This window comes from Oceanitalea stevensii, from assembly GCF_014837105.1.
Lineage (GTDB): Bacteria > Actinomycetota > Actinomycetes > Actinomycetales > Actinomycetaceae > Oceanitalea > Oceanitalea stevensii.
Map to the genome: position 1 here is coordinate 102,359 of NZ_JACSPO010000005.1, position 25,122 is coordinate 127,480.

The 25,122-nt window shown below is 74.7% G+C and carries 21 protein-coding genes and 1 pseudogene; 4 read left to right on the plus strand and 18 right to left on the minus strand.

The window, feature by feature from the left end; translation table 11 throughout:
- Positions 1 to 23: 23 nt before the first annotated feature.
- The 8 genes from H9624_RS10565 to H9624_RS10600 all read right to left on the minus strand — a co-directional run bounded on the left by H9624_RS10565 (position 24) and on the right by H9624_RS10600 (position 9,983).
- Positions 24 to 1,568 carry an alpha/beta hydrolase gene (locus H9624_RS10565; protein WP_251839859.1) on the minus strand — a complete coding sequence of 515 codons (1,545 nt, stop codon included), beginning with the start codon at positions 1,566 to 1,568 and terminating at the stop codon, positions 24 to 26.
- Between the two features lie 10 nt (positions 1,569 to 1,578).
- Positions 1,579 to 2,772 (minus strand): DNA polymerase III subunit delta', encoded by a 1,194-nt coding sequence (locus tag H9624_RS10570; protein WP_251839860.1) that lies wholly within the window; start codon positions 2,770 to 2,772, stop codon positions 1,579 to 1,581.
- Positions 2,769 to 3,398 (minus strand): dTMP kinase, encoded by a 630-nt coding sequence (gene tmk / locus H9624_RS10575; RefSeq protein WP_251839861.1) that lies wholly within the window; start codon positions 3,396 to 3,398, stop codon positions 2,769 to 2,771. The genes H9624_RS10570 and tmk overlap by 4 nt, the downstream gene beginning before the upstream one ends.
- A 138-nt stretch (positions 3,399 to 3,536) precedes the next feature.
- The gene (locus H9624_RS10580) at positions 3,537 to 4,556 is read right to left on the minus strand and encodes a Gfo/Idh/MocA family protein (RefSeq protein WP_251839862.1); all 1,020 of its coding nucleotides are present in this window, start codon (positions 4,554 to 4,556) and stop codon (positions 3,537 to 3,539) included.
- Positions 4,557 to 4,565: 9 nt separating this feature from the next.
- Positions 4,566 to 4,880, minus strand: a complete 315-nt coding sequence (locus tag H9624_RS10585) for a hypothetical protein (RefSeq protein WP_251839863.1) — start codon at positions 4,878 to 4,880, stop codon at positions 4,566 to 4,568.
- 1 nt (position 4,881) lies between these two features.
- On the minus strand, positions 4,882 to 7,605 hold the full coding sequence (topA, locus tag H9624_RS10590) for a type I DNA topoisomerase (protein ID WP_251839864.1): 2,724 nt from the start codon (positions 7,603 to 7,605) through the stop codon (positions 4,882 to 4,884).
- A 72-nt stretch (positions 7,606 to 7,677) separates the two neighbouring features.
- Positions 7,678 to 8,391, minus strand: coding sequence for a YqjF family protein (locus H9624_RS10595; protein ID WP_251839865.1), 714 nt, complete (start codon positions 8,389 to 8,391; stop codon positions 7,678 to 7,680).
- Positions 8,392 to 8,435: 44 nt separating this feature from the next.
- Complete coding sequence (locus H9624_RS10600; protein ID WP_251839866.1) at positions 8,436 to 9,983, minus strand: DUF7059 domain-containing protein; 1,548 nt, start codon at positions 9,981 to 9,983, stop codon at positions 8,436 to 8,438.
- A 125-nt stretch (positions 9,984 to 10,108) separates the two neighbouring features.
- Between H9624_RS10600 and H9624_RS10605 the strand changes: the two genes are divergently transcribed.
- From H9624_RS10605 to H9624_RS10615, 3 genes are all read left to right on the plus strand, one after another.
- Positions 10,109 to 12,136 carry a bifunctional metallophosphatase/5'-nucleotidase gene (locus H9624_RS10605; protein WP_251839867.1) on the plus strand — a complete coding sequence of 676 codons (2,028 nt, stop codon included), beginning with the start codon at positions 10,109 to 10,111 and terminating at the stop codon, positions 12,134 to 12,136.
- A gap of 136 nt (positions 12,137 to 12,272) precedes the next feature.
- Positions 12,273 to 13,169, plus strand: a complete 897-nt coding sequence (locus tag H9624_RS10610) for a 3-methyladenine DNA glycosylase (RefSeq protein WP_251839868.1) — start codon at positions 12,273 to 12,275, stop codon at positions 13,167 to 13,169.
- A complete protein-coding gene (locus H9624_RS10615; RefSeq protein ID WP_251839869.1) occupies positions 13,166 to 13,603 on the plus strand; it encodes a DUF8738 domain-containing protein in 438 nt (145 codons plus the stop codon). The genes H9624_RS10610 and H9624_RS10615 overlap by 4 nt, the downstream gene beginning before the upstream one ends.
- Positions 13,604 to 13,718: 115 nt before the next feature.
- Here H9624_RS10615 and H9624_RS10620 read toward each other — a convergent pair whose 3' ends face one another.
- Complete coding sequence (locus tag H9624_RS10620) at positions 13,719 to 16,028, minus strand: sodium-translocating pyrophosphatase (RefSeq protein WP_251839870.1); 2,310 nt, start codon at positions 16,026 to 16,028, stop codon at positions 13,719 to 13,721.
- 229 nt (positions 16,029 to 16,257) lie between these two features.
- On the opposite strand from H9624_RS10620, the gene sftH reads away from it, so the two are divergent.
- A complete protein-coding gene (gene sftH, locus H9624_RS10625; protein ID WP_251839871.1) occupies positions 16,258 to 18,669 on the plus strand; it encodes a DEAD/DEAH box helicase in 2,412 nt (803 codons plus the stop codon).
- A gap of 43 nt (positions 18,670 to 18,712) precedes the next feature.
- On the opposite strand, the pseudogene H9624_RS17030 reads toward sftH, so the two are convergent.
- The 9 genes and pseudogenes from H9624_RS17030 to H9624_RS10665 form a co-directional block, all read right to left on the minus strand.
- Positions 18,713 to 19,168 (minus strand): annotated as a pseudogene (locus H9624_RS17030) (Rv3654c family TadE-like protein); the annotation flags it as partial.
- Complete coding sequence (locus H9624_RS10630) at positions 19,063 to 19,440, minus strand: TadE family type IV pilus minor pilin (RefSeq protein WP_251839872.1); 378 nt, start codon at positions 19,438 to 19,440, stop codon at positions 19,063 to 19,065. The gene H9624_RS10630 and the pseudogene H9624_RS17030, both read right to left, overlap by 106 nt.
- A gap of 1 nt (position 19,441) precedes the next feature.
- Positions 19,442 to 19,651 (minus strand): DUF4244 domain-containing protein, encoded by a 210-nt coding sequence (locus H9624_RS10635; protein WP_251305796.1) that lies wholly within the window; start codon positions 19,649 to 19,651, stop codon positions 19,442 to 19,444.
- 127 nt (positions 19,652 to 19,778) lie between these two features.
- Entirely contained in the window at positions 19,779 to 20,327 is a 549-nt protein-coding gene (locus tag H9624_RS10640) for a type II secretion system F family protein (RefSeq protein WP_251839873.1), read from the minus strand.
- Positions 20,324 to 21,049 (minus strand): hypothetical protein, encoded by a 726-nt coding sequence (locus H9624_RS10645; protein WP_251839874.1) that lies wholly within the window; start codon positions 21,047 to 21,049, stop codon positions 20,324 to 20,326. The genes H9624_RS10640 and H9624_RS10645 overlap by 4 nt, the downstream gene beginning before the upstream one ends.
- Positions 21,046 to 22,197, minus strand: coding sequence for a TadA family conjugal transfer-associated ATPase (locus H9624_RS10650; RefSeq protein WP_372435130.1), 1,152 nt, complete (start codon positions 22,195 to 22,197; stop codon positions 21,046 to 21,048). The genes H9624_RS10645 and H9624_RS10650 overlap by 4 nt, the downstream gene beginning before the upstream one ends.
- Positions 22,194 to 23,183 carry a septum site-determining protein Ssd gene (gene ssd, locus H9624_RS10655; RefSeq protein WP_251839875.1) on the minus strand — a complete coding sequence of 330 codons (990 nt, stop codon included), beginning with the start codon at positions 23,181 to 23,183 and terminating at the stop codon, positions 22,194 to 22,196. Before ssd ends, H9624_RS10650 begins: the two co-directional genes overlap by 4 nt.
- Before the next feature lie 110 nt (positions 23,184 to 23,293).
- The gene (locus tag H9624_RS10660; RefSeq protein WP_251839876.1) at positions 23,294 to 23,449 is read right to left on the minus strand and encodes a methionine/alanine import family NSS transporter small subunit; all 156 of its coding nucleotides are present in this window, start codon (positions 23,447 to 23,449) and stop codon (positions 23,294 to 23,296) included.
- Entirely contained in the window at positions 23,446 to 24,987 is a 1,542-nt protein-coding gene (locus tag H9624_RS10665; protein ID WP_251839877.1) for a sodium-dependent transporter, read from the minus strand. The genes H9624_RS10660 and H9624_RS10665 overlap by 4 nt, the downstream gene beginning before the upstream one ends.
- Positions 24,988 to 25,122: the final 135 nt, after the last annotated feature.

A 25,122-nucleotide genomic window follows, 5' to 3' on the forward strand; every position in this document is an offset into this window, starting at 1 on the left:
GGGCGAGCCCCGTGGACCAAAAGTCAGCAGACGAGGCCGTCCTCCGGGACGGTGCCCTCAAGGAGGAAGCGGTCGACGGCGTCGGTCACGCAGTCCCCGGCGCGCCCGTAGGCGGTGTGCCCCTCACCCTCGTAGGTGACGAGGACGCCGGACTCCAGCTGCTCGGCCAGCTGCTCGGACCACGCGTACGGCGTGGCCGGGTCGCCGGTCGTGCCGATGACGACGATGGGATCGGCGCCGGCCGCGCTCACCGGCGCACGCTCGACGCGCGGCTCGTAGGGCCACGCGGCACAGGTGACGTCACCGTAGGAGAGCGCCGGCCCGAAGGTGGGGGAGATCTCCTCCAGCGCCGCGGCCTGCTCACGCCACTCCTCGATGCCACCCTCGACGGGGTAGTCGATGCAGTTGATGGCGATGTTCGCCTCGTTGGAGTTCGACAGGTAGGTGCCGTCCTCCTCGCGCTCGGCGGCGAGGTCGGCGAGGAAGAGCAGCTGCGAGCCGTCCTGCTGGTTCATCGCCGCGTCCAGCGCGGAGGTGAGGAGCATCCAGTACGCGTCGTCGTACAGCGGCATGATGATGCCGGAGAACATGAGCGGGGCGGTGAGCTCGCGGTCGGTGCCCGTCTCCAGCGGCGTGTGGGAGGCGAGCTCGAGGAGGTCCTGGACCTGCCCGACGGCGGTGTCGACGTCCCCGCTGAGCGGGCAGCCCTCACCGGCGAGGCAGTCCTCGGCGTACGCGCGGATGGCCCGTTCGAAGCCCTCGGCCTGGCCGCGGACGATCTCGTCGCTGCCCAGCGAGGGGTCCATCGCGCCGTCGAGCACCATCCGCCCGACGTTGTCGGGGAAGAGCTCGGCGTACACGGCGCCCAGGTGGGTGCCGTAGGAGTAGCCGAGGTAGTCGAGGCGGGGCTCCTCGAGCACGTGGCGCAGGACGTCGAGGTCGCGGGCGGCGCTCACGGTGTCGACGTGGGCGAGCAGCTCGCCGCTGTTCTCCTCGCAGGCCGCGGCGAGCTCGTCGGCGGACTCGGTGAACGCCGCCACGCCCCCCTCGGTGCTCGTGTCGAAGTCCTCCGAGCGCATCTCGTCCAGCTCGGCGTCGCTCACGCACTCCACCGGGGTGGAGGCGCCCACGCCGCGCGGGTCGAAGCCGACGACGTCGTAGCCGTCGAGGAGGTCGGCGGAGAACATGAGCGGGACGGACTCGACGAGCTGGACCCCGGAGCCGCCGGGCCCGCCGGGGTTGATGAGCAGCGAGCCGACCGGCTCGTCGCCGGCGGCGCGGCGCTTGACGGCGAGGGTGATCGACTCGCCGTCGGGCTGCTCCCAGTCGAGGGGCACCGTGACGTCGGTGCAGTCGAAGCCGTTGCCGCACTCCTCCCAGGTGAGGGACTGCCCGTAGACGTCCGCGAGCTCGGCGGGCACCTCGGGCATCGGCTCCTCGGCCCTGGGGGTGCCGGACTCCTCGGTGGCGGAGCCGGTGGGAGCGTCGTCGGGGTCCTCGTTCGCGCTGCAGGCGACGAGGGCGGTCACGGTGACGAGGGCGAGGCTCGCGCGCAGGATCCGGCTCACCGGCGCCACTCTACAAGCGGGCGGAGGACGCCTGCGGGCGCAGCCCGACCATCATCGCCTCGACCGCCAGGAGGGGTGCGACGTTGGCGGCGAGGCGGGTCCGGGCGGTCCCGACGGCGTCCATCCGCTGCACGGTCTGCTCGGCGGACGAGTCGGCGGCCAGGGCCCGCACCTCCGCCTCGAGGTCGGTGTTGACGAGCGGCACGTCGGCGCCCAGCTGGACGACGAGGACGTCGCGGTAGAGGGAGAGGAGGTCGACCATCGCGCGGTCCAGGACGTCGCGCTGCGCGCGCGTGGCGCGGCTCTTCTGGTTGTCCTCCAGACGCTTGACCTGGGACCGCACGGCGGGCGGCAGCCGGGTCTCGCCCTCGGCGCCCAGCGTGCGCAGCAGCTCGGCACGCTCGGCGGCGTCACGCTCCTCCGTGGCGGCCTTGCCCTCGGCCTGGGCCAGCTCGACGAGGTCCGCGGCCGCGAGGACGGCGTCCCCGACCCCCCGGATGCGGCTCGGCACGGTGAGGATGGCACGTCGCCGCTCCCGCGCCTGCGGGTCGGTGGCCAGCCGCCGCGCGACCCCGACGTGGCTCTGGGCGGCGCGCGCGGCCATGAGGGCGATCCGGGGCTCGATGCCGTCGCGGCGCACGAGCAGCTCGGCGACGTCCTCCGCGGCCGGGACGCGCAGCGAGACGGTCCGGCAGCGGGAGCGGATGGTGGCGATGAGGTCCTGCGGGCTCGGGGCGCACAGCAGCCACACGGTGCGCGGGGGCGGCTCCTCGATCGCCTTGAGGAGGACGTTGGAGGTGCGCTCGACCATGCGGTCGGCGTCCTCCATGAGCATGACGCGCCAGCGACCCTGGGAGGGCGCCTGCTGGGCATCGGAGACGATCGGGCGCATGTCCTCGATCTTGAAGCTCACCCGCTCGGTGGCGATGACCTGGACGTCGGCGTGGGTGCCGGCGAGGGCCGTCGTGCAGCCGTGGCAGTGGCCGCAGCCCACCTCGTGGGGGTCGGTGCAGGCGAGCGCGGCCGCGAAGGCGCGCGCGGCGACGGACCGTCCGGAGCCGGGCGGGCCGGTGACGAGCCAGGCGTGGGTCATGCCCGTGCCGCGCGAGTCACCGCCGTCCGCGATGCCGCGGGCGGCCTCGGCGGCCGAGCGCAGCGTCGCGACCGCCTCGCGCTGGCCGACGACGTCGTCCCACACGCTCATCGGACGAGCCCCAGCAGCGGGCTCAGGGCCGCGACGACGGCCCGGTGGACGTCCTGCGGGGGCAGGGACGCGTCGACGACGGCGTACCGGTCCGGCTCCGCGTCCGCGAGCGCGAGGAACCCGGCGCGCACCTCCTCGTGGAAGGCGTGCGGCTCACGCTCGAGGCGGTCCGGCTCGCCCGAGCGGCGGGCGGCGGCCGTGGCGGCGTCGAGGTCGAGGACGACGGTGAGGTCGGGAAGCAGGCCCCCGGTGGCCCACAGCGACAGCTCACGGATCTCCTCGCGGCCCAGCCGGCGGCCGGCGCCCTGGTAGGCGACGGAGGAGTCGATGTACCGGTCGGTGACGACGACGGCGCCGCGCACGAGGGCGGGCCGCACGAGCGTGTGGACGTGGTGGGCGCGGTCGGCCGCGTAGAGGAGCGCCTCGGTGCGCGGGTCGAGGTCCTCGCCGTGGAGCACCTCGCGGCGCAGGGTACGGCCCAGCTCCGTGCCGCCCGGCTCGCGGGTGAGGACGACCTCGCAGCCGTGGCCCTCGAGCCACTCCTGCAGCAGCCGGGCCTGGGTGCTCTTGCCCGAGCCGTCCCCGCCCTCGAGGGCGATGAACAGGGGCGCTGCATGGGTCGTCACCGCCCCAGCCTAACGAGCGCCTCCGACGCCCCGGCACACCCGCCCACACCCCAGCCCCCCACCCGCGAGAGCCGGATTCTCCGGCGGAGAATCCGGCTCTCGGCGAGAAGGGGGTGGGGCGGGGACCAGGGCGGGGAGCTACTCGCCGGGGTAGGTGACGCCGAGCTGGCGGCGGACCTCGTCCATCGTCCCCAGGACCGCGAGGGTGTCGTCCCAGCTCATCGTCGCCGACTGCCGGCGGCCCTCGGCGACGCAGCGCGCCACCTCGGCGGCCTCGTACTGGAAGCCGCCCTCGTGGCGCGGGCGGACGGTGACCTCCTCGTCGCCACGGGTGACGGTGAAGCTCGTCGCGCCGTAGAAGGGGCCCTCGATCTCGATGACGCCGTCGGTCCCGCTGATGGTGGCCCGGCAGGGCGTGCCGGCCCAGAGGGTCGAGGAGCACACGGCCTGCGTCCTGCCGGCGTACTGCAGGAGCACGGTCTCCTGGCCGTCGACGCCGGTCTCGGTGAGCGCGCCGGCGGCCACGACGGCCTCGGGCGTGCCGAGGAGGTCGTGGGCGAAGGACAGCGGGTACACGCCGAGGTCGAGGAGCGCCCCGCCGGCGAGCGCGGGGTTGAGCAGGCGGCCGGCGGGGTCGCCGTCCAGGCGCTGCCCGTGGTCGGCATGGAAGGCGACGACCTCACCGATGGCGCCGCTGCGCACGAGCTCGCGGACGGCGACGACGTGCGGCAGGAAACGCGTCCACATCGCCTCCATGACGAAGACGCCGCGTTCCTCGGCGGCCGCGAAGACCTCCCGGGCCTCGGCCGCGTTGCGGGTGAAGGCCTTCTCGACGAGGACGTGCTTGCCCGCGGCGATGGCGAGCAGCGCGTGGTCGCGGTGCTCGCTGTGCGGCGTGGCGACGTAGACGGCGTCGACGTCACCGTCCGCGAGCAGCTCGTCGTAGCCGCCGTGGGACCGTTCGATCCCGTGCTCCTCGGCGAAGGCCGCGGCGCGGGCGCCGTCACGGGACCCGACGGCGACGACCCGGCCGCTGCTGTGCGCGGGCACCTGGCGGGCGAAGGTGCGGGCGATGCCGCCCGCGCCGAGGATGCCCCAGCGCAGCGGCGGCGCGTCGAGGGGGTCGGGGGCGGAGGTCAGCTCGAGCGTCGAGGTCATGGCAGGAGGTTAGCGGCGCCCGTCGCGGCCGATGTCGCCCATCGGGTCGTAGCCGTACCGCGCGCCCGGGCTGTCCGGCCCGAGGGTCGACGCCCCGCCGGGGTTCCGGCCGGCGCGGCTCGCCCGCTCCCTCGCGCCCTTGAGGAGCAGGGTGACGGTGACCGCCTGGCCCACCATGAGCGCGGCGACCACGGCGATGAACACCTCGAAGGGCACGACGTCGAAGACCCACAGGAGCACGGTGGTGGCGAGGAGGAGCCCGCTGACCGTCGCCATGACGAGGAAGTGTCGTGGGTTGATCGTCGGCTGCGCGGGCGGCGCCATGTCAGGCCTTCTTCTTCGCGGGCGCCTTCTTGGCGGCGGGCTTGCGGGTGGGCGTCTTGCGGGTGGTCGTCTTCTTGGCCGGGGCCTTGGCGCGCTTCTCGGCGAGGAGCTCGTAGGCGCGCTCGGGCGTCACCGTCTCGACGTCGTCGTCCTTGCGGAGCGTCGCGTTGGTCGTGCCGTCGGTGACGTACGGGCCGAAGCGGCCGTCCTTGACGACGACGGGCTTGCCGCTGACCGGGTCCTCGCCGAGCTCGCGCAGCGGCGGCTTGGCGGTGGCCCCGCGGCCGCGCTTGGGCTGCTTGTACAGCTCGAGGGCCTCCTCGAGGGTGATCTCGAAGATCTGGTCCTCGCCCTCGGGCAGGGTGCGGGAGTCGGTGCCCTTCTTGAGGTAGGCGCCGTACCGGCCGTTCTGCGCGGTGATCTCCTCACCGGACTCCGGGTCGGTGCCCACGACGCGCGGCAGGGACAGCAGGCGCAGCGCGTCCTCGAGGTTCACCGTCTCCAGCTGCATCGTCTTGAACAGCGACGCCGTGCGCGGCTTGGGGGCGGCCTTCTTCCTCGCCGGCTTCTTCGCGCCCTCGGCGGCAGGGGCCTCCTCCGGCTCGGGCAGCACCTCGGTGACGTAGGGCCCGTAACGGCCGGTCCTCGCGATGATCGTGTGCCCGGTCTCCGGGTCGGTCCCCAGCTCGCGACCGTCCTCGGCGCTGGCGGCCAGCAGCTCGCGGGCCTTGTCGACGGTGAGCTCGTCGGGCGCGACGTCGTCGGGCACGGAGGCGCGCTTGCCCTCCTCGTCGGCCGTCTCGAGGTAGGGGCCGTAGCGGCCCACGCGCAGCGTGATGCCCTCGCCGATGTCGATGCTGTTGACGGCGCGGGCGTCGATGTCGACGAGGTTCTCGACCTGGGTGCGCAGTCCCTCGCGCTCCCCCTCGCCGCGGTAGAACCGCGCGAGCCACTCGACACGGTCCTCCTGGCCGGCGGCGATCTGGTCGAGGTCGGTCTCCATCGCGGCGGTGAAGTCGTAGTCGACGAGCCGCGGGAGGTACTCCTCGAGCAGCCGGACGACGGAGAAGGCCAGCCAGGTGGGCACGAGGGCCTGGCCGCGGCGCTCGACGTAGCCGCGGTCGGTGATGACGGAGATCGTCGCCGCGTAGGTGGAGGGACGGCCGATGCCGCGCTCCTCCATCACCTTGACGAGGCTCGCCTCGGTGTAGCGCGGCGGCGGCGTGGTCTCGTGGCCCTCGGCGCGGACGGACTCGGTGCCGACCGGGTCCCCCTCGGCCAGCTGCGGCAGGCGCGTCTCCTTGTCCTGCGCGGCGGACTCGGCGTAGCGCTCGGCGTCGCGGCCCTCCTCGTAGGCGGCGAGGAAGCCGCGGAAGGTGATGACGGTGCCGGAGGCGCTGAGCTCGGCCTGGCGGGTGCCGTCGGCCAGGGCGGCGTCGGCGCGCAGCCGCACGGTGGCGGTGGAGCCGGCGGCGTCGGCCATCTGGGAGGCGACGGTCCGCTTCCAGATGAGCTCGTAGAGCCGGAACTGGGCACCGGTGAGCTGGCCGGCCACCTGGGCGGGTGTGCGGAAGGAGTCACCGGCGGGCCGGATGGCCTCGTGCGCCTCCTGGGCGCCCTTGGACTTCTGCGCGTAGAACCGGGGCTTGGCCGGCACGTACTCCGCGCCGTACAGCTCGGTGGCCTGCGCCCGGGCCGCGGCGATCGCCTGCTGCGACAGCGCCGAGGAGTCGGTACGCATGTAGGTGATGAAGCCGTTCTCGTACAGGCCCTGCGCGGTGCGCATGGCCTCCCGGGCGCTCATCCGCAGCTTGCGGCTGGCCTCCTGCTGCAGCGTGGAGGTGGTGAAGGGCGCGGCGGGACGACGCGTGTAGGGCTTGGTCTCCATCGACGCGACCCGCGCCGGCGCCTGCTCGAGCGCCTCGGCCAGCGCCGTGGCGGTGGCCTGCTCGAGGTGGACGACCTCGTTCTTGCGGGCCGCGGCGGTCAGCTGGCCGTCGTCGCCGAAGTCACGGCCGGTGGCGACCTTCTGGCCGTCGAGCGCGACGAGACGCGCCTCGAAGGGGCGGGTGCCGCCGCCGTCGTCGCCGGTGAAGGTGCCCTTGACGTCCCAGTAGGAGGCGGAGCGGAAGGCCATGCGCTCGCGCTCCCGCTCGACGACCATCCGGGTGGCCACGGACTGCACGCGGCCGGCGGAGATGCGCGGGCGGACCTTGCGCCACAGGAGCGGGGAGACCTCGTAGCCGACGAGGCGGTCGAGGATGCGGCGGGCCTCCTGCGCGTCGACGAGACGCTCGTCGAGCTCGCGGGTGTTCTCCAGCGCCCGGGTGATGGCCTCCTTGGTGATCTCGTGGAAGACCATCCGCTTGACCGGCACCTTGGGCTTGAGGACGTCGAGGAGGTGCCAGGCGATGGCCTCCCCCTCGCGGTCCTCATCGGTGGCGAGGTAGAGCTCGTCCGCCTCCTTGAGGGCGCGCTTGAGCTCGGAGACCTTCTTCTTCTTGTCGGCGTCGACGACGTAGTACGGCTCGAAGTCGCCCTCGACGTCGATGGCGAACTTGCCGAAGGGGCCCTTCTTCATCTCGGCGGGCAGCTCGGAAGGCTGAGGCAGGTCGCGGATGTGTCCGACGCTGGCCTCGACGTCGAACTCCGGCCCGAGATATCCGCCGATGGTGCGCGCCTTCGCGGGCGACTCGACGATCACGAGCTTGCGGGAACCTGTCACCGCCTACCTTCCTTCTGTCCACAGGGGGCGTGTCGGGGTGACGGTACCTGATGGGACTGGCGGGCGTCGGCGTCAGCTCGGCCTGGGCAGCCCCAGACGGGTGCGCACCCCGGGCGAGAAGTGGACGAGCGGAGCGCCCGTCGGCGCGGGCAGGCCGGCCGCGCCCAGCACGTCCCCGACGTCGACGACGACGGCGCGCGCCTCGTGCAGCGACCAGTCCGGGTGGGCCACGGGGACCTGCCACAGCCGTCCCGCCCGGCGGCTGAAGGCCCACCACCGCGCGCTGAGGAACCGGGTGAGGTCGTCGGTGTCGACGGGGGCACCGACCTCGATCTCGGCGCGCAGGCGGACGGGGGCACGCCAGGGCACGAGTCGGTCGCTGCGGTAGCGGACCGTGCCCGGCGCCTCGCCGTCGACCTCGCCCCGGCACCACATGTACGGCAGCCCGAGGACGCGCGCCGCCGCGACGATCCACAGCCGCGTGGCGTCGAGGGAGAAGAACCAGACGCCGCTCGTGCCGTTGGCGTGGCGCACGTAGGTGCGGCAGTTGAGCTCGGGGAAGGAGGAGAGGTGGGGCAGCGGTGGCAGGCCCGGCGTCCGGACCGCGTGCATCCGGAACGGGACGACCCCCACCCAGGCCCGGCCGTCGACGGTCTCGACGGTCAGCCCCTGCGGCAGGAGCGCCTGCACGACCTCCGGCGGGTAGGTCCAGTGGAGGAAGGTGAGGTCGAGCCAGCCCTGGAGGTTGACCGCCCGGAAGGTGGGCGGACCCGGCGCCTGGTCCATGCGCGCAACGTACTCCGCATGGGCGGCGCCCGGCGCCCGCCCGCTCAGTCGGCGGCGGGGAGGAGGAGCCCGTCGAGGACGAGGTCGCGGACGGCGGGCAGCACCTCGGCGGCGACGGCGTCGACCGGCTGGTCGAGGACGACGGCGAGCCCCCCGACGATCTGCCCGACCGTGAGCTCCCCGTCGCAGGCGCCGACCGCCCCGGCGACGAGCGTGCCGGGCTGGTAGGTGCGGCCGAAGCCGCCGCCCTGGCGCAGCAGGAGGACGCGCGGGTCCGGCTCCCCGGGGCGCAGGTGGCGCTCCTCGGTGACGTCGTCGGCCACCCGGAAGGTCTGCGCCGCGAGGTCGTCGTCGTCGGTGGCGGCGAGCCACTCCTGGGCGGCGAGCACGTGCGCGACGTGCCCGCCGAGGGGTCCCTGGACCGGCGACGTCAGCTCCTCGACGCGACGCCAGCGTGGACGCGACTCGTCGGCGGGCCGGCGCAGGACGAGGTAGCCGAAGCCCACGCCCTCCACGCCGCGGGCGGCGAAGTCGTCCAGCCACGCCGACAGGGCGGCGTCGAAGAGCGAGCTGCCGGGCCGCAGCCCGCCGTCCCGCAGCCAGGTGTGGGCGTACTCGGCCGGGTCCTGCACCTCGCGCTGGACCACCCAGCCGTCGGTGCCGGCGGCCTCCAGCCAGCCACCGACCCGTTCGCGCCAGTCCTCCCCGGCGTGGTGCTCCCAGTTCCCCAGGAGCTGCGCCACGCCGCCCGGCGCCAGGTGGTCCCCGAGCCCGGAGACGAGGTCGGCGACGAGCGAGTCGCCGGGCCGGGCGCCGTCGCGGTACTCCATGACGGGCAGGCCGGCGGCGTGGGCGGCCGGCGGGGTGATGACGAAGGGCGGGTTGGACACGACGAGGTCGAAGCGCTCCCCGGCGACCGGCTCGAGCAGCGAGCCCTCGCGCAGCTCCAGCGGCGTCCCGGCGAGCGCGGCGTTGAAGGCGGCGAAGTCCAGGGCGCGGCGCGAGACGTCGGTGCCCAGGACGTGGTCGGCGTGCCGGGTCGCGTGGAGCGCCTGGACCCCGCAGCCCGTGCCGAGGTCGAGCACGCGCGGCCGGTGGTCGCGCACGGTGATGCGGGCCAGGGTGAGGGAGGCGCCCCCGATCCCGAGGACGTGGTCGGCGTGGAGGCTGCGGCCCGTCGCGAGCTCCCCGAGGTCGGAGGCGAGCCACCAGCGGGCCTCACCGGCCGCGTCGCTGGCCTCGTAGGGACGGAGGTCGACGGCGGCGCGCACCTCGTCCTCGCCGTCCTCCCCCGCCGCGGCGACGAGCCCGACGGCGGTGGCTCCCGCCGTCGTCGTCCGCGGCAGCGCGGTGTCGAGTGCCGCCCGGCTCACCGGCTCACCGAGGAGGAAGAGGCGGGTGAGCACGGCGGCGGGCCCGGTCAGCCCGTCCGTCGCCCGGCGGGCGGCGACCGGCTCCTCGCGCTGGAGGGCCGCGGTGGCGACCGGCCCCAGCGCGTCCTCGACGGCGGCGCGGGTGTAGCCGGCGGCGAGGTCGGCGCGCAGGGCGTCGGCGAGCGCAGCGGGCAGGCGGGGCGGCAGGGGGCTCGGCATGGACCCGAGGGTACGGGGGTGTCCTGTGTCACAGCCGGGCGCTAGCCTCGACAGCGTCTGCCGACGGCGTGCCGGACCGGCCCGTGCGGTGGCAGCACACGTCCACACCCACCCGGAAGGACCACATGCGCACACGCAGAACAGTTCCCGCCGCGACGACGGCGGCGCTCCTCCTCGCAGCGGCGGCCGCACCCGCCGCCGGCCAGCCCGTCGAGCCGGACCGGCTCGAGCTCACCCTGCTCGCCACGACCGACGTCCACGGTCACGTCTACGACTGGGACTACTTCCGCAACGCCCCGTTCCCCGCCGACGACTCCCTCGGGCTCACCCGGGTCGCGACCGCCGTCGAGGAGATCCGGGCGGAGAAGGGGGAGGAGTCCGTCCTCCTCCTCGACAACGGCGACGCGATCCAGGGCACCCCGCTCACCTACTACTACGGCATGGGCGAGGGCCGCGACGAGGTCCTCGACGACGAGGTCACCCACCCGATGGCCACCGCCTTCAACGCCCTGGACTACGACGTCCAGGTGGTCGGCAACCACGAGTACAACTACGGGCTGGACCTCCTCGAGGCCTACGACGAGGACCTCGACGCCCCGCTGCTCGGGGCCAACGTCATCGACGTCGAGACGGGCGAGCCCTACCACCAGCCCTACGAGCTCCTGGAGCGCGAGATCGACGGCGAGACGGTGACCGTCGGCGTCATCGGCCTGGTGACCCCCGGCGTGCGGGTCTGGGACAAGCAGCACGTCGAGGGCGTGCTGGAGTTCCAGGACATGGTGACCGCCGCCGAGCGGTGGGTCCCGGAGGTGGACGCGCAGGCGGACGTCGTCGTCGTCATCGCCCACACCGGCCTCGGCAACGTGGACAACGACGCCTACGACCGCGACGCGCTCCACGAGGACGTCACGAACAACATCGCGCACTTCGTACCGGGCATCGACGTCATCGTCGCCGGCCACACCCACCAGGACCGTCCCCAGGAGGTGCTGACGAACGTCGAGGGCGACCCCGTCCTCATGACGCAGCCGACGTACTGGGCGCGCTCGCTCACCGAGACGACGCTCGGCCTCGTGCCCGACGGCGAGGACGGCTGGGAGGTCGACTGGAGCGAGGACGACGCCCCCACGGCGGTGGCGCACCGCGGCACGGACTACGCCGAGGACGAGGAGCTGCGCGCGGCACTCGCAGACGAGCACGCGACGACAGTCGAGTACGTCAACACCCCGGTCGCGGAGTCGGTGACCGAGCTGCTCGCCGAGACGTCCCGCTACGAGGACACCCCGATCATCGACTTCATCAACCACGTCCAGCAGACGACCGTCGAGGCCGCGCTGAGCGAGGAGGACCGCGCCGGACGGACGGTCATCTCCCAGGCCTCACCCTTCTCGCGGACGGCTGTCTTCCCCGAGGGCGAGGTGACGATCGCCGACATCGCCGGCCTGTACATCTACGAGAACACGCTCTCGGCGGTGGTCCTCACCGGCGCCGAGCTGCGCGACTACCTCGAGTACTCGGCCCGGTACTTCAACCAGGTGGAGGAGGGCGCGGAGTTTGACCCGGAGACCGGGACGAACGCCGTCTACCCGGACCGCCCGGAGGGCGTGCCGGACTACAACTACGACGTCATCTCGGGGCTCGAGTACGTCATCGACATCTCGCAGCCGGTCGGCGAGCGCATCGCCGCTCTGTCCTACCCCGACGGCACGCCCGTGGGTGAGGACGACGAGTTCGTCATGGCGGTGAACAACTACCGCCAGAGCGGCGGCGGCGCCTTCCCCCACGTCGCGGAGGCCGAGGTCGTCTACGACGAGCGGCTGGAGATCCGCCAGCTGCTCATCGAGTGGGCCCAGGAGCGCGGGGTCATCGACCCGGCGGACTTCTTCGTCGAGAACTGGTGGCTCGTCACCGAGCCGCTCCCCGAGCCCGAGCCGACGACGCCCGGCGAGGAGCCGAGCGAGGAGCCGACCACCGCGCAGCCCTCGCCGACCACCGCACCGCCGAGCCCCGACGCGACGACACCGCCACCGGCGGCCGGCCCCGGCAGCCTGCCGAGCACCGGCGCCCCGGTGCTGGCTCTCGTGGGTCTGGCGCTGCTCAGCGTGGCCGGCGGTGCGGGCCTGCTCGCCCGCCGTCGCCGGGCCGCCCTGTAGCGCCCCCGTAGCGGCCCCGTAGCGGCGCCCTCGCCGCCCGCCCCCGCCCTCCTCTCCCATCGTCGAGAGCTGAGTTGTTATCCAACTGCTCAGCTCTCGGCGGGGAGGAGGGCGGTGGGCTGCCTACGCTGGGGGCATGACCGTCACGGCAGTGGTGGAGGCTCGGGCGCTGCCCGCGCCCGAGTGGCTCGCGCGCGAGTCGCGCCACCGGGAGCGCGCCCTGGAGCTCACCCGCGCGCACCGGGAGCGCCGCTCGCGCGGCGAGAAGCACCCGGTCGAGGACTTCCTCTTCGACTACTACGCGCTCCGCGCCGGACGGCTCGACCGCTGGCACCCCGGTACCGGCGTGACGCTCCTGGCCCACGACGACGAGCTGCTGGCCGGCCGGGCCGGGTGGCGCTGGCACGTGCGCACCTCCGACGGCGGTGTGCGGCTGGACGCGGACGCCTTCGTCGCCGACCGCGGGCCGGCGCTGCGCCAGCTCCTCACCGTCCTGCGCGCCACCGCCGCGCGTCCCGCGCACCTGGGGTGCCTCGGCCTGCACGAGTGGGCGATGGTCTACCGGCAGCCGGAGGCCGAGCGGCGCCACGACCTCCCGCTGCGCCTGGGACCGGAGGGCACCGACGCGGTGGTCGAGGGGCATCCCGTGCGCTGCACGCACTTCGACGCCTTCCGCTTCTTCACCCCCGCCGCGCGGCCGGTCAACCGGCTGCAGCCCACCCGGGAGAACCAGCCCGAGCTCGAGCAGCCCGGCTGCCTCCACGCGAACATGGACCTCATGCGCGCGGCCCTCACCCTCGGGCCGGCGTGCCCCGGGGAGCTGCTCCTCGACTGCGTCGCGCTGGCCCGCGACATCCGGGTCCTCGACATGCGGGCCTCCCCCTACGACGTCACGTCCCTGGGCCACCGCCCGGTGGCCATCGAGACGGCCGAGGGCCGGGCGGAGTACGTGGCGGCGCAGCGCGCCTTCGCGGAGCGGTCCGCTCCCCTGCGCGAGCGGCTCGTCGCCGTCGGGGAGGGGCTGGGACTGTGAGCGCCCCCCGGACCGCCGCCCTCGCCGTCGTCGTCCTCCTGCTCACCGCCTGCGGGGGTGAGCCCTCCCCCGGCGAGACGCCCGAGGAGACGCCGTCGTCCCACGAGCTGCCGGCGCCGACGACGCCCGCACCGAGCGGCTCCGACGTCGAGCGGACACCGCAGGTCGACGCGGCCGTCGCAGACCTCGCCGCGCACCTCGGCATCGAGCCGGCCGAGGTCACCGTGGTGAGCCACGAGGACGTCACGTGGCCCGACGGCTCCCTCGGCTGCCCGCGGCCGGGGACGAGCTACACCCAGGCCCAGGTGCCCGGCGCCCGCCTCGTGCTCGCGGCCGGGGGCCGGGAGTTCTCCTACCACGCGGGCCGCAGCGGCGACTTCGCCCGGTGCGCGTCCCCGCGGCTGGGGACGACTCCGCCTCCCGCCGAGAGCTGACCTCCCCCTTTCCCACATATGCGCGATTTCTGCCGCGCCGAGTGCCGTCGAGCCGCAAGATTCGCGCATATGAGGGGGGAGGGTGGGGGTCGAGGGTGGGGGTCGAGGGTGGGGGTCAGCGCGGGCTGGCCGCGGCGACCGCGGCGCGGGCCTCGTTCTCCTGGTCCACCTTCGCGGCCCGCAGGCGGGAGGCGATGACGGCGCCGAAGGCCACCGCGGCGGCCGCCGAGGCGATGCCGATGCGCAGCACGTGGTTGGCGTCGGCCGGCACGCTCAGCTGGACCACGGCGGGCGCGATGAGGAGCGCGACGAGGTTCATCACCTTGATGAGCGGGTTGATGGCCGGGCCGGCGGTGTCCTTGAACGGGTCGCCGACGGTGTCCCCGATGACGACGGCGGCGTGCGCCTCGGAGCCCTTGCCGCCGTACCTGCCGTCCTCGACGATCTTCTTCGCGTTGTCCCACGTCCCACCGGCGTTTGCGAGGAACACCGCCATGAGCACGCCGGCGGCGATCGACCCGCCGAGGAAGCCGGCGAGCGGCCCGACGCCCAGCCCGAAGCCCACCGCGATCGGGGCGAAGGCCGCGAGCAGCCCGGGGGTGGCGAGCTCACGCAGGGAGTCGCGGGTGCAGATGTCGACGACGCGGCCGTACTCGGGGCGCACCTCGCCGGTCATGATGCCCGGGTTCTCCCGGAACTGGCGGCGCACCTCGAAGACGATGGCGCCGGCCGCCCGGGTCACGGCGTCGATCGCCAGGCCGGAGAAGAGGAAGACCGTGGCGGCGCCGAGGATGACGCCCACGAGGGTCACCGGCGAGATGATGTCGTAGGCGAGCATCGAGGTGACGACCCCACCGGCGACGTCCTTGCCGGAGTCGAGGATGTCCTGCAGGGACGTGGCGACGGCGTCGGCGTAGGAGCCGAAGAGCGCGGTCGCGGCGAGGACCGCGGTGGCGATCGCGATGCCCTTGGTGATGGCCTTGGTCGTGTTCCCGGCGGCGTCGAGGTCGGTGAGGATCTGGGCGCCCTCCGCGTCGACCTCCCCCGACATCTCGGCGATGCCCTGGGCGTTGTCCGACACGGGCCCGAAGGTGTCCATCGCGACGATGACGCCGACGGTGGTGAGCAGGCCGCAGCCGGCGAGCGCGACGAGGAAGAGCGAGAGCCACACCGAGCCGCCCGCGAGGAGGAAGACCCCGCAGATCGCGGCGGCGATGATGCCGGCGGTGTAGACGGCCGACTCGAAGCCGACGCCGATGCCGGACAGCACGACGGTCGCGGCACCGGTCTGGGAGGTGCTGGCCACGTGCAGGGTGGGCTTGGAGGTGGTACCGGTGAAGTAGCCGGTGAGCCACAGGATGATGCCGGCGAGGACGACGCCGATCGTCACGGCGGCGGCGGCGATGAGCCGCGGGTCGCCCGCGTGGTTGGCGAGCTCCTCGCTCACCCCGTTGATGGCGCCGAAGCTCGACGGCAGGTAGAGGAAGGCCGCGAGCGCCGCGAGCAGCACCCCGGCGAGCGCGGAGATGTAGAAGCCGCGGTAGATCGTCGTCAGCGCGTCCTCGTCGCCCCGCACCCGGGTGATCGCCACGCCGAGCACGGCGACGACGGCGCCGATGGCCGCGACGATGAGCGGGAAGATGATGCCCTGCTCACCGAAGGCCGCCTTGCCGAGGATGAGGGAGGCGACGAGCGTGACGGCGTAGGACTCGAAGAGGTCGGCGGCCATGCCCGCGCAGTCACCGACGTTGTCGCCGACGTTGTCGGCGATGGTCGCGGCGTTGCGGGGGTCGTCCTCGGGGATGCCCTGCTCGACCTTGCCGACGAGGTCCGCGCCGACGTCGGCTGCCTTGGTGAAGATGCCGCCACCCACGCGCATGAACATCGCGAGCAGGGCGGCGCCGAAGCCGAAGCCCTCGAGGACCGCCGGGGCGTCGCCCTGGAAGATGAGGACCACGCCGGCCGCGCCGAGCAGGCCGAGGCCGACGACCGACATGCCCACGACCCCGCCGGTGCGGAAGGCGATGCGGGCGCCCTCCCGGCGACCGCCGGGGTGCTGGGCCGAGGCGGCCACGCGGAGGTTGGCGCGCACCGCCAGCCACATGCCGAGGTAGCCGATCGCGGCGGAGAACCCGGCACCGAAGACGAAGGCGACGGCGCGGCCCACCTTGATCCCGCCGTCACCGGGCAGCAGGAACAGCAGGGCGAGGACGACGACGACGAAGATCGCCAGCGTCCGGAACTGCCGGTTGAGGTAGGCGCTGGCGCCCTCCTGGATCGCCTGGGCGATCTCCCGCATCCGGACCGACCCCTCGTCGGCCGCGAGCACCTGCCCGCGCAGCACGACCGCGATGAGCAGCGCGACGACCGCGACACCTGCGATGACCCCGACTATGACCAGACTTGATGCACTCAGCTCGAGCATCCGCCCTCCTCGGCAGTGCCCACCGACGCTCACAGCAGTGTCAGCGCTCGGCGGCGTTCGTGCGGCGCAACCGCCGCGCATTGACGTGCCGGAGTCTACGCACGTCGACGGCTCCTGCCGAGCACTTCAGGTGGAGACGACGCGAGAATCGCGCTGTCGGACGACCCCACTCGTCCCTCCGTCCAGTCCTCGTGCCGCCCCGCGGCGCCCGCGGGGCGATGATGGCGGGGTGACCGAGCTTCTCCCCCTCCTCCACCAGCTCGGCGAGGGCGACGACCGGCTCCTCCACGTCGAGCGGATCCCCGCACGCCCGGGGCGCACGGGGGACTGGCCGGCGTGGGCGGACCCCGACCTCGTCGCGGGCTACCGGCGGCTGGGTGTCGAGGCGCCCTGGGAGCACCAGGTGGAGGCTGCCGAGTCCGTGTGGTCGGGGCGGCACACCGTCATCGCCACGGCCACCGGCTCGGGGAAGTCGCTGGCGGCGTGGCTGCCCGCGATCAGTGCCGTGCGGGAGGGCGCCGAGGCGGCCGCCGGCCCGGGCTCGGGCCGGATCACCGGATACGCCCGCCGGCCCACGACGCTCTACCTCTCACCGACGAAGGCCCTTGCCGCCGACCAGCTCGCCGGGCTCGAGCGGCTCCTCGACGCGGCGGCGCTGCGGGGCGTGCGGGCCACGACCTGCGACGGCGACACCCCGCTCGCCGAGCGGGACTGGGCCCGCGACCACGCCGACATCGTGCTGAGCAACCCGGACTTCCTCCACTTCTCCATGCTGCCCCGCCACCGGCGCTGGCAGCGGCTCCTGCGCGGGCTGCGCTTCGTCGTCGTCGACGAGTGCCACGCCTACCGCGGGGTCCTGGGCGCGCACGTGGCCCTGGTGCTGCGCCGGCTGCTGCGCGTGGCGGAGCACTACGGCGCGCGCCCGACGGTGGTCCTCGCCTCCGCGACGACCGGTGACCCGGCCGCGACCGGCGCCCGCCTCATCGGGGTCGACCCCGCCGAGGTGCACGCGGTCGTCGAGGACACGGCGCCCAGCGGGACCCGCACGATCGTCCTGTGGCAGCCGGGCTTCACCCGGGAGGGGCGCCAGTGGCCCGCGGAGGGCGTGGTGCTGCCGGAGGAGCAGGGCGAGCTCGACGCCGCCGGGCCCCGGCGCAGCGCGTCCAGCGAGGCGTCCGCGCTCGTCGCCCGCCTCGTGCGGGCCGGCGCGCGCACGCTCGCCTTCGTCCGCTCCCGCTACGGGGCCGAGGCGGTGGCCGAGCAGATCCAGCACCAGCTCGCCGGCACCGGCCTGTCGGACCGCGTGGCCGCCTACCGCGGCGGCTACCTCCCCGAGGAGCGCCGCGCCCTGGAGCGGGCCCTGCGGGAGGGGGACCTGCTCGCGCTCGCGACGACGAACGCGCTGGAGCTGGGGGTGGACGTCTCCGGGCTGGACGCCGTCGTCATGACCGGCTGGCCGGGCACGCGCGTGTCGATGTGGCAGCAGGCCGGCCGTTCCGGCCGGGCCGGGCGCGACGGCCTGGCGGTGCTGGTCGCCTCGGAGGACCCGCTGGACGCCTACCTCGTCCACCACCCCGACGCGGTCTTCGGTCAGGCGGTGGAGGTGACGACCTTCGACCCCGCCAACCCCTACGTCCTCGCCCCGCACCTGTGCGCCGCGGCCGCGGAGGTCCCGCTCACCGAGGCCGACCTGCCGCGCTTCGGGCTGCCCGACGACTCCCTGCTCCAGCTGCTCACCGCGCAGGAGTTCCTGCGCCGCCGCCCGAACGGCTGGTTCTGGAACTTCTCCCGGCCCGAGCAGCCCTCCTCCCTCACCGACCTGCGCGGTGGTCACGGCCAGCCGGTGCAGGTCGTCGAGGCCGGCACGGGCCGTGTGCTCGGCACGGTCGACGGCGCGCGCGCCGACGGCACGGTCCACCCGGGCGCCGTCTACGTCCACCAGGGCCGCACCTTCGTCGTCGACCAGCTCGCCGACGACGTCGCCCTCGTCCACGCCGAGCCCGAGGTGTCCTACCGGACCAAGGCGCGCAGCGCGACGACCGTGCGGATCATCGAGGAGCAGGAGCACGCCGAGTGGTCCCACCCCGGCGGCGCCACCGTGCGGTGGTCGCGCGGCGCGGTGGAGGTGACCTCCCAGGTGACCGGCTTCGACCGGCGCCGGCTGCCCGGACTGGAGATCGTCGGCAGCTACCCGCTGGAGCTGCCCGAACGCGTCCTGCGCACGAGCGCGGTGTGGTGGTCGGTGAGCGCGGAGGCCCTGGCGGAGGTCGGCGTGAGCGCCGACGTGCTGCCCGGCGCGCTCCACGCCGCCGAGCACGCGTCCATCGGGCTGCTGCCGATCGTCGCCACCTGCGACCGCTGGGACCTCGGCGGGTTGTCGACCGCCGTCCACCAGGACACGCTCGTGCCCACGGTCTTCGTCCACGACGCCTACCCCGGCGGTGCGGGCTTCGCCGAGCGCGGCTTCCGGGCTGCCCGGGAGTGGCTCACGGCCACTCTCGGCGCGGTGGCCGGCTGTGGCTGCGCCGACGGCTGCCCGAGCTGCGTGCAGTCGCCCAAGTGCGGCAACGGCAACTCCCCCCTCGACAAGGCCGCGGCGGTGCGCGTGCTGCGCTTCCTCGTCGCCGCCTGCCCCGCGTAGCCCGGTCGGCCGACGTGCCGCTGCGCTGCGCCGGGCCGGCACGCGCGCCCGCGCGCGCCACGAGCCCCGGCCCGACCTCGCGGGCGACCTCGACCGTCACCTCCTCGCCCTGGACGGCGCAGCCGGTGAGGGCGGTCCCGTGCGCGGACGCCACCTGTGCCGCCACGGTGCAGGCACCGGTCGCTGCGCCGGGCGAGTGCAGGCGCTCCGCCGCGGCCAGGGCCGCGAGGTCGGCGGCGGCCTGAGCCGAACCGCGTCCCGCCACCACCTGCCCGAGCGTCGCGACGGCGACGAGGAGGACGAGCGCGACGGCGACCACCCCGATCCCCAGGACGGTCCCCGAGCCACGCTCCCCCGGCCTCGCGGGCGGCGGGACGCCTCGGGAGGTGGTCCTCACGGCCCCGGCTCCACCCACGCCCGGGCGCTGGCCCGGGCCTCGAGCGTGCCGGCGCCCAGCACCCCGGAGGCCACCGGACGCGAGACGACGACCTCCACCCACGACCCGTCGGTGTCGACGCTCACCTCGGCGTCCGCGCCGGCGAGCTCACGGGCGACGGACGTGACGACCGCCGCCGGCTCGCCGATCGCCGCCGCCCGGGCCGCGGCGCGTGCCGCGTCGGCGCAGCGCACCTGCCCGAGCACGGCCGCCCCCAGGGTGCAGCACACGAGCAGGACCATGACGACGGCAGGCAGGACGAGCGCCAGCTCGGCCGTCACCGCACCCTGCTCGTCCCGGGGGCGCGGGCGGCGCCGTCCTGCCCTGCCGTCCACGTCATCCCACCTGGAGGGCCTGGCGGATGATGCCGAGGAGGAAGCCCCGCACCTCGGCACTGCGCAGGATGACGAGGAGCAGCCCGGCGAAGCCCGCGGCGGCGAGGGTGGCGATGGCGTACTCGGCCGTGGCCATGCCGGCCTCGGCGGTGCGCCGCAGCGTCCGCAGGCGGGCCTGCAGAGACGCTCGTGCAGTTCGTGCCCAACGCATGATGGTGGTCCTTTCGTCGGTCCGGCTGCGAGTCAGCCGGTCCGCCCACTGTGGGTCCCCGCCCCCACGTCCTGCCGGGGCCGATGCCGCTTCTGTGCACGGCGCCCCCGCGAGCAGGGCCTGGGGCTCAGCCCCCGAGCAGCGAGCCGACCCCCGAGAGGAGCACCGGCGCCATCGCGAGGAGGACGAAGGCCGGCAGGAAGCACAGACCAAGTGGCAGGACGAGTCGCGCGCCCAGGCGGGCCGCAGCCTCCTGGGCTTCCTGGCGTCGGCGGGAGCGGATCGAGGCGGCCGCCTGCCGCACGAGCGGGCACGGGTCCACGCCGTCGGTCCAGCCCGGCTCCAGGGCCGCCGCAAGGGGCCGGAGCACCGGCGGGCAGCGTCCCCAGGCCTCCTCCCACGTGGCTCCCAGGCGCAGCGACGTGGCGGCGGACCGCAGGGGGTCGGCCACGGGGTCGGGGGTCGTGGCCGCGGCGAGGGCGGCGAGCGCCCCGGGCACCGACGCGCCCGAGGCGAGGGCGACGTCGAGGAGGTCGAGGAGGACCGCGGTGTCGGTCCCGAGGGGCGGCCGCGCCGTCCGCCGTCCTCCCCGCCGCGCGCGGGGGGCACCGGGCCGCGCGAGCAGCCAGGGCAGCGCGGCAAGGGCGACCGCGAGCGCCAGCAGCGCGCCGCTCACCGCCGGGCCGCCGCCCGCGAGCGCCGCCGTCCCACGTGGCCCGGTGCCTCCGCGGCGGCGACGAGTGCGGCCGTCCACCGCCGCCCCGCGACGAGCAGGAGCAGCCCGGTGAGCACGCTGGCCGTCCCCCAGCCGCCGTCGGTCGCCGAGCCGAGCGGGTCGGCACCGAGGCCGGCGCCGAGCAGCAGCCCGAGGAGCGGCAGTCCGGCGAGGATCCGCGCGGTGGAGCGGGGCCCGGCGAGCGCCACCCGGCGGGCGTCACGCGCCTGCTCCGCCTCGGTCACGGTCACGGCGCAACGGTCGAGCACCTCGGCCAGCGGCGAGCCGAGGGTGTGCGTGAGCCGGCTGGCGGCGACCACGGTGCGGACCGCGGCGGCAGCTCCCGGATCGGCGGCGCAGCGGGCGACGAGACGGCTCAGCGCCGGCGGGACGCCGTCGTCCCCGCCAGGACCTGCGCCGTCCCCGTCCTGCCCCTCGGCCGGACCGAGCAGCCGGCCCACCGTCGCCGCCCAGGCGGCCTCGGGCGTCGCGCCGGTCCGCAGCCGGCTCGCCACCTCGGTGACGACGACGGCGAGGTCCAGCCTCCTCGTACGCCGCCGTCCACGCGGCGGCCACCACCGGCGGGACCACCCCACCCGCGGCCCGTCCCGCGTCGAGGGCACCGGACGCCCCGGCGCCCACGCGACCGCCGCGAGCACGGCGAGGAGCACGAGGAGCGTCATGCCCGCTCCCTCCGGTCGAGGCGGTCGGCGAGGGCCGGCCACGCGGGCCCCTCCCGCACCTCCCCGCGGGCCGTGACCCGCAGCGCGGTGTCGCACACGAGCTCGGGGCCCCGACGCGCGAGCACGCCGACCTCCGTCAGCCGCCGCCCGCCCTCGGTCCGGCTCACGTGGAGGACGGCGTCCAGCGCACTCACCGCCTGGACGGCGACGGCGTGCTCCCCGAGCCCGGCGAGGGACCCGAGGGCGATGAGCCGGGCGGGCACGTCCGCCGGGGCGTTGGCGTGGACGGTGGCCCAGCCGCCGTCGTGCCCGGTGTTGAGGGCGCCGAGAACCTCCCGCACCTCCGCGCCGCGGCACTCGCCGAGGACGAGGCGGTCGGGCCGCATCCGCATCGCCGCGCGGACGAGCTCGGCCATCTCCACGCCGCCGGCCCGCTGGACGTTGGCCCGGCGCACCTGGAGGTGGACGACGTGGGGGTGGTCGGGCCGCAGCTCGACGGCCTCCTCGATGCAGACGATCCGCTCGTGGGGTCCCACGGTGGACAGCAGCGCGGCGAGGAGCGTCGTCTTGCCCGCCCCGGCGGCGCCGCTGACGAGGACGTTGGCGCGCGTGGCGACCAGCCCCCGCAGGACGTCGGCGAGCGGCGGCGCGACGGTGCCCCCGGCGACGAGCTCCTCGACCGTCAGCGCCCGCCCGCGCTGGGTGCGCAGGCTGATGAGCGTGCCGTCGGCCGACACCGGCGGCAGCACCGCGTGGAGGCGGGTGCCGTCAGGCAGCGCGCCGTCGACGACCGGGCACGCCTCGTCGAGCCGCTGGCCGCACGCCGCCGCCAGCCGGGTGGCCAGTGCCCGGACCGCCGCCTCCCCGCCGAGCCTCATCGGGACGGGCACCAGCCCGCGGCCGCGGTCGGCCCACACGCCCTGCGGCCCGTTGACGAGGACGTCGGTGACGAGCGGGTCCTCGAGGAGGTCCTGCAGCTCGCCGGCCCCCACCAGGGCGGCGCGGGCGCGCGAGTCGAGCTCGAGCAGCGCCCGCCAGCCCTGCGCCGCCTGGCCCGCCGCGCCGACGACGGCGGAGCTCACCGCCGCGCCGTCGGCCTCTCCCCCGCCGCGGGCCACGGCCGCGCGGACGTCGGCCACCGTGGTCACGGACCCAGCCCCACCGTCCGCAGCAGCCGGCGCCCGGTGGCGACGAGCGGTCCGCGCCGCTGGTCGCCCGGGGACAGCCCACGCTCCACCCCTGCGGTGAACGCGCGTTCCGGACGCAGGACCGCGGCGAGCGACCGTCCGCAGACGTCGGCGACGTCCTCGGGCAGCAAGGTGCCTGCTGCCGGTCCGCGCACCACGAGGCGCACCTCACCGAGCACGCCCACCGCCGCCGCGGCCGCAGCGGCCGCCCGGGTGTCACAGGCGGTGAGGAGCACCGTCTCGTCGCACAGCGCCAGCCACTCGCGCTCCGCGCCGGGTGCCAGCACCGCACGTGGCAGGTCGAGGACGAGTGCGTCGGCCGCCCGGGTCAGCGCGCCGACGGCGTCGACGGCCACCGGGTGCCCACCCGCCACGCCTCCGCGGACGTCCGAGGACAGCACCCGCACGCCGTGCCACTGGGGCAGCGCCGCCATGAGACGGTCCGGCGGGAAGCCGCCACGCTCGGTGAGGACGTCGCACCAGCGCGGACCGGGGTCGTGCTCCACGCCGAGCAGCACCTCGAGCCCGCCGCCGGCCGGGTCGAGGTCGACGAGCGCCGTCGTCCGCCCGGCCGTCACCGCCAGCCGCGCGAGGACGGCGGCGAGTGCGGAGGTCCCCACGCCGCCCACGGCGCCCACCACCCCCACCACCCGGGCGCGGCGGGGTGCGACCGCGCGGCTGAGCGCGTCGAGCACCACCTCGGCGTCCGCGGGGAGGGTCAGCCCGCCGGCACCGAGCTCGAGCAGCTCCCCGGTGGTGGCGGCCCCCCGCCAGGGCGGGTCGGCCGGGTCGGCACGGTCGTCGATGAGCACGGCCGCCGTCGTCGGCGGGTCACTGCCGGGCGGGCGCACCTCGAGCTCCACGCCCGCGAGGACGCACAGCCGCCGCACCCGCTCGACGACGTGCCGGTCCCCCGAGCGGAGCGCCGCCCGTACCCCTGTCTCCATGCTCGCCCTCCTCGCTCACCACGAGGATGACCAGCAGGGGGCGTCGCTGGGCAGGCACAGCCCCCGACTGGGGAGGAGCCGCCCCTGAGCCGGCCCTGGGGACCGGCGGCTCAGCGCCGAGGCGCTCGGTACTGACCCGGCTGCACCGGCGGGGCGCCGTCGTCGTCCTCGAGGGGGTGCTTGGCGAGGAAGACGATCGCGACGACGAGCCCGCCCCAGATGACGAGCATCGCGATGATCATGAACAGGATTGCGAGCGGGGTCATCGCCGGACCTCCTGGGACGCGGACAGCGGTTCGGGGGTGAAGTCGTCGACGGGGCGGCGCCACGGGATGAGCGTGTACACGAGGGCGGCGACGACCAGGAGGCCGAGCGTCCCCCACCCGGCGATGGTGAGGAAGGCCAGCGGGTAGTCCTCGTACGGCTCCGAGAAGAGTGCCCGCAGGCTCGAGAGAAGCATGATGGTCAGCGCGATCGGGACGATCGCCCCGACGAGCACGCTCCACCAGCGGCCCACGTGCCCGGTGGACACCGCGTTGAGGTGGGCGCGCAGCTCGGGCAGCTTGCGGGCGCCGAGCGTGACGATGACGCAGGTGGCGATCGCGGAGACGACGACGCCGACCTCGTTCGTGTACTTGTCCACGACGTCGAGCACGGCCAGGCCGGAGGTGGAGGAGTAGAGGGCGAGGGAGATGACGGCGGCCACCCCACCGATGAGGAGGGAGACCTGGACGCGGGAGAGACCGAACTTCTCCTGGAAGGCCGCCGAGACGACCTGGAGGATCGAGATGAGCGAGGTGAAGCCGGCGAGCGTCAGCGAGGTGAAGAAGAGGATCCCGAAGATCGGTCCGCCGGGCATCATCGAGACGATCTGCGGGAAGGTCGCGAAGCTGAGCATCGGCCCGGTGAGCCTCATGTCCCCGATGGCGATGCCCTGCTGCGCCGCCATGAAGCCGAGCGTGGCGAAGACGCCGATGCCGGCGAGGAGCTCGAAGGAGGAGTTCGCGAAGGCGACGACGTACCCGGTGGGCGCGACGTTGGAGCGCCGCTTGAGGTAGCTCGAGTACGTGATCATGATGCCGAAGGCGATCGACAGCGAGAAGAAGATCTGGCTGTAGGCCGCGATCCACACGTTCGCGTCGAGCAGCGCCTCCCAGTTCGGGGTGAAGAACGCGGTGAGGCCGTCGGAGGCCCCTTCGAGGAAGAGGGCCCTCACCACCATGATGGTGAAGAGCACGACGAGCAGCGGCATGAAGATCTTGTTCGCCCGCTCCAGCCCCCGCTGCACACCGAGTGCGAGGACGGCGAGGACGACGAGCCACAGCACGAGCATCGGCCAGAAGATCCCGCCGACGAAGTCGGTGCTCAGCCCGGCACCGCTGTACTGGAGGAAGTCGCCGGTGAAGAAGGCCGCGGGGTCCTCGCCCCAGGCCAGGTCGACGGAGAAGCCGATGTAGCGGATCGCCCACACGACGATGACCGTGTAGTAGGTGGCGATGACGAAGGAGATCCCCACCTGGAACCAGCCGAGCGGCTCGAAGCCCTTCCCCAGCCGCCGGAACACCGCCGGTGCCGAGCCGCGGAAGCGGTGCCCGAGGGAGTAGTCGAGCAGGAGGATCGGGATGCCGGCCGTGAGGAGGGCGACGAGGTAGGGGACGAGGAAGGCGCCGCCGCCGTTCTCGTAGGCCACGCCGGGGAAACGCCAGATGTTCCCGAGCCCCACCGCCGATCCGATCGCGGCGAGGATGAAGCCGTACTGGCCGGTCCACTGCTCGCGTTCCGGCGTCGTCGTGCGCTCTGCCATCGCGTCCCCTCGTCGTCTCAGCCCACCCGCGTCGGTGGTGCCGCGCAATCTAGCCCTCCCGCTCGGGCAGCGACGAGCGCACGTCTCACCTGTCGGACACGTCCTCGAGGGGGGGGACGTCGGAGGGGGCCGTTA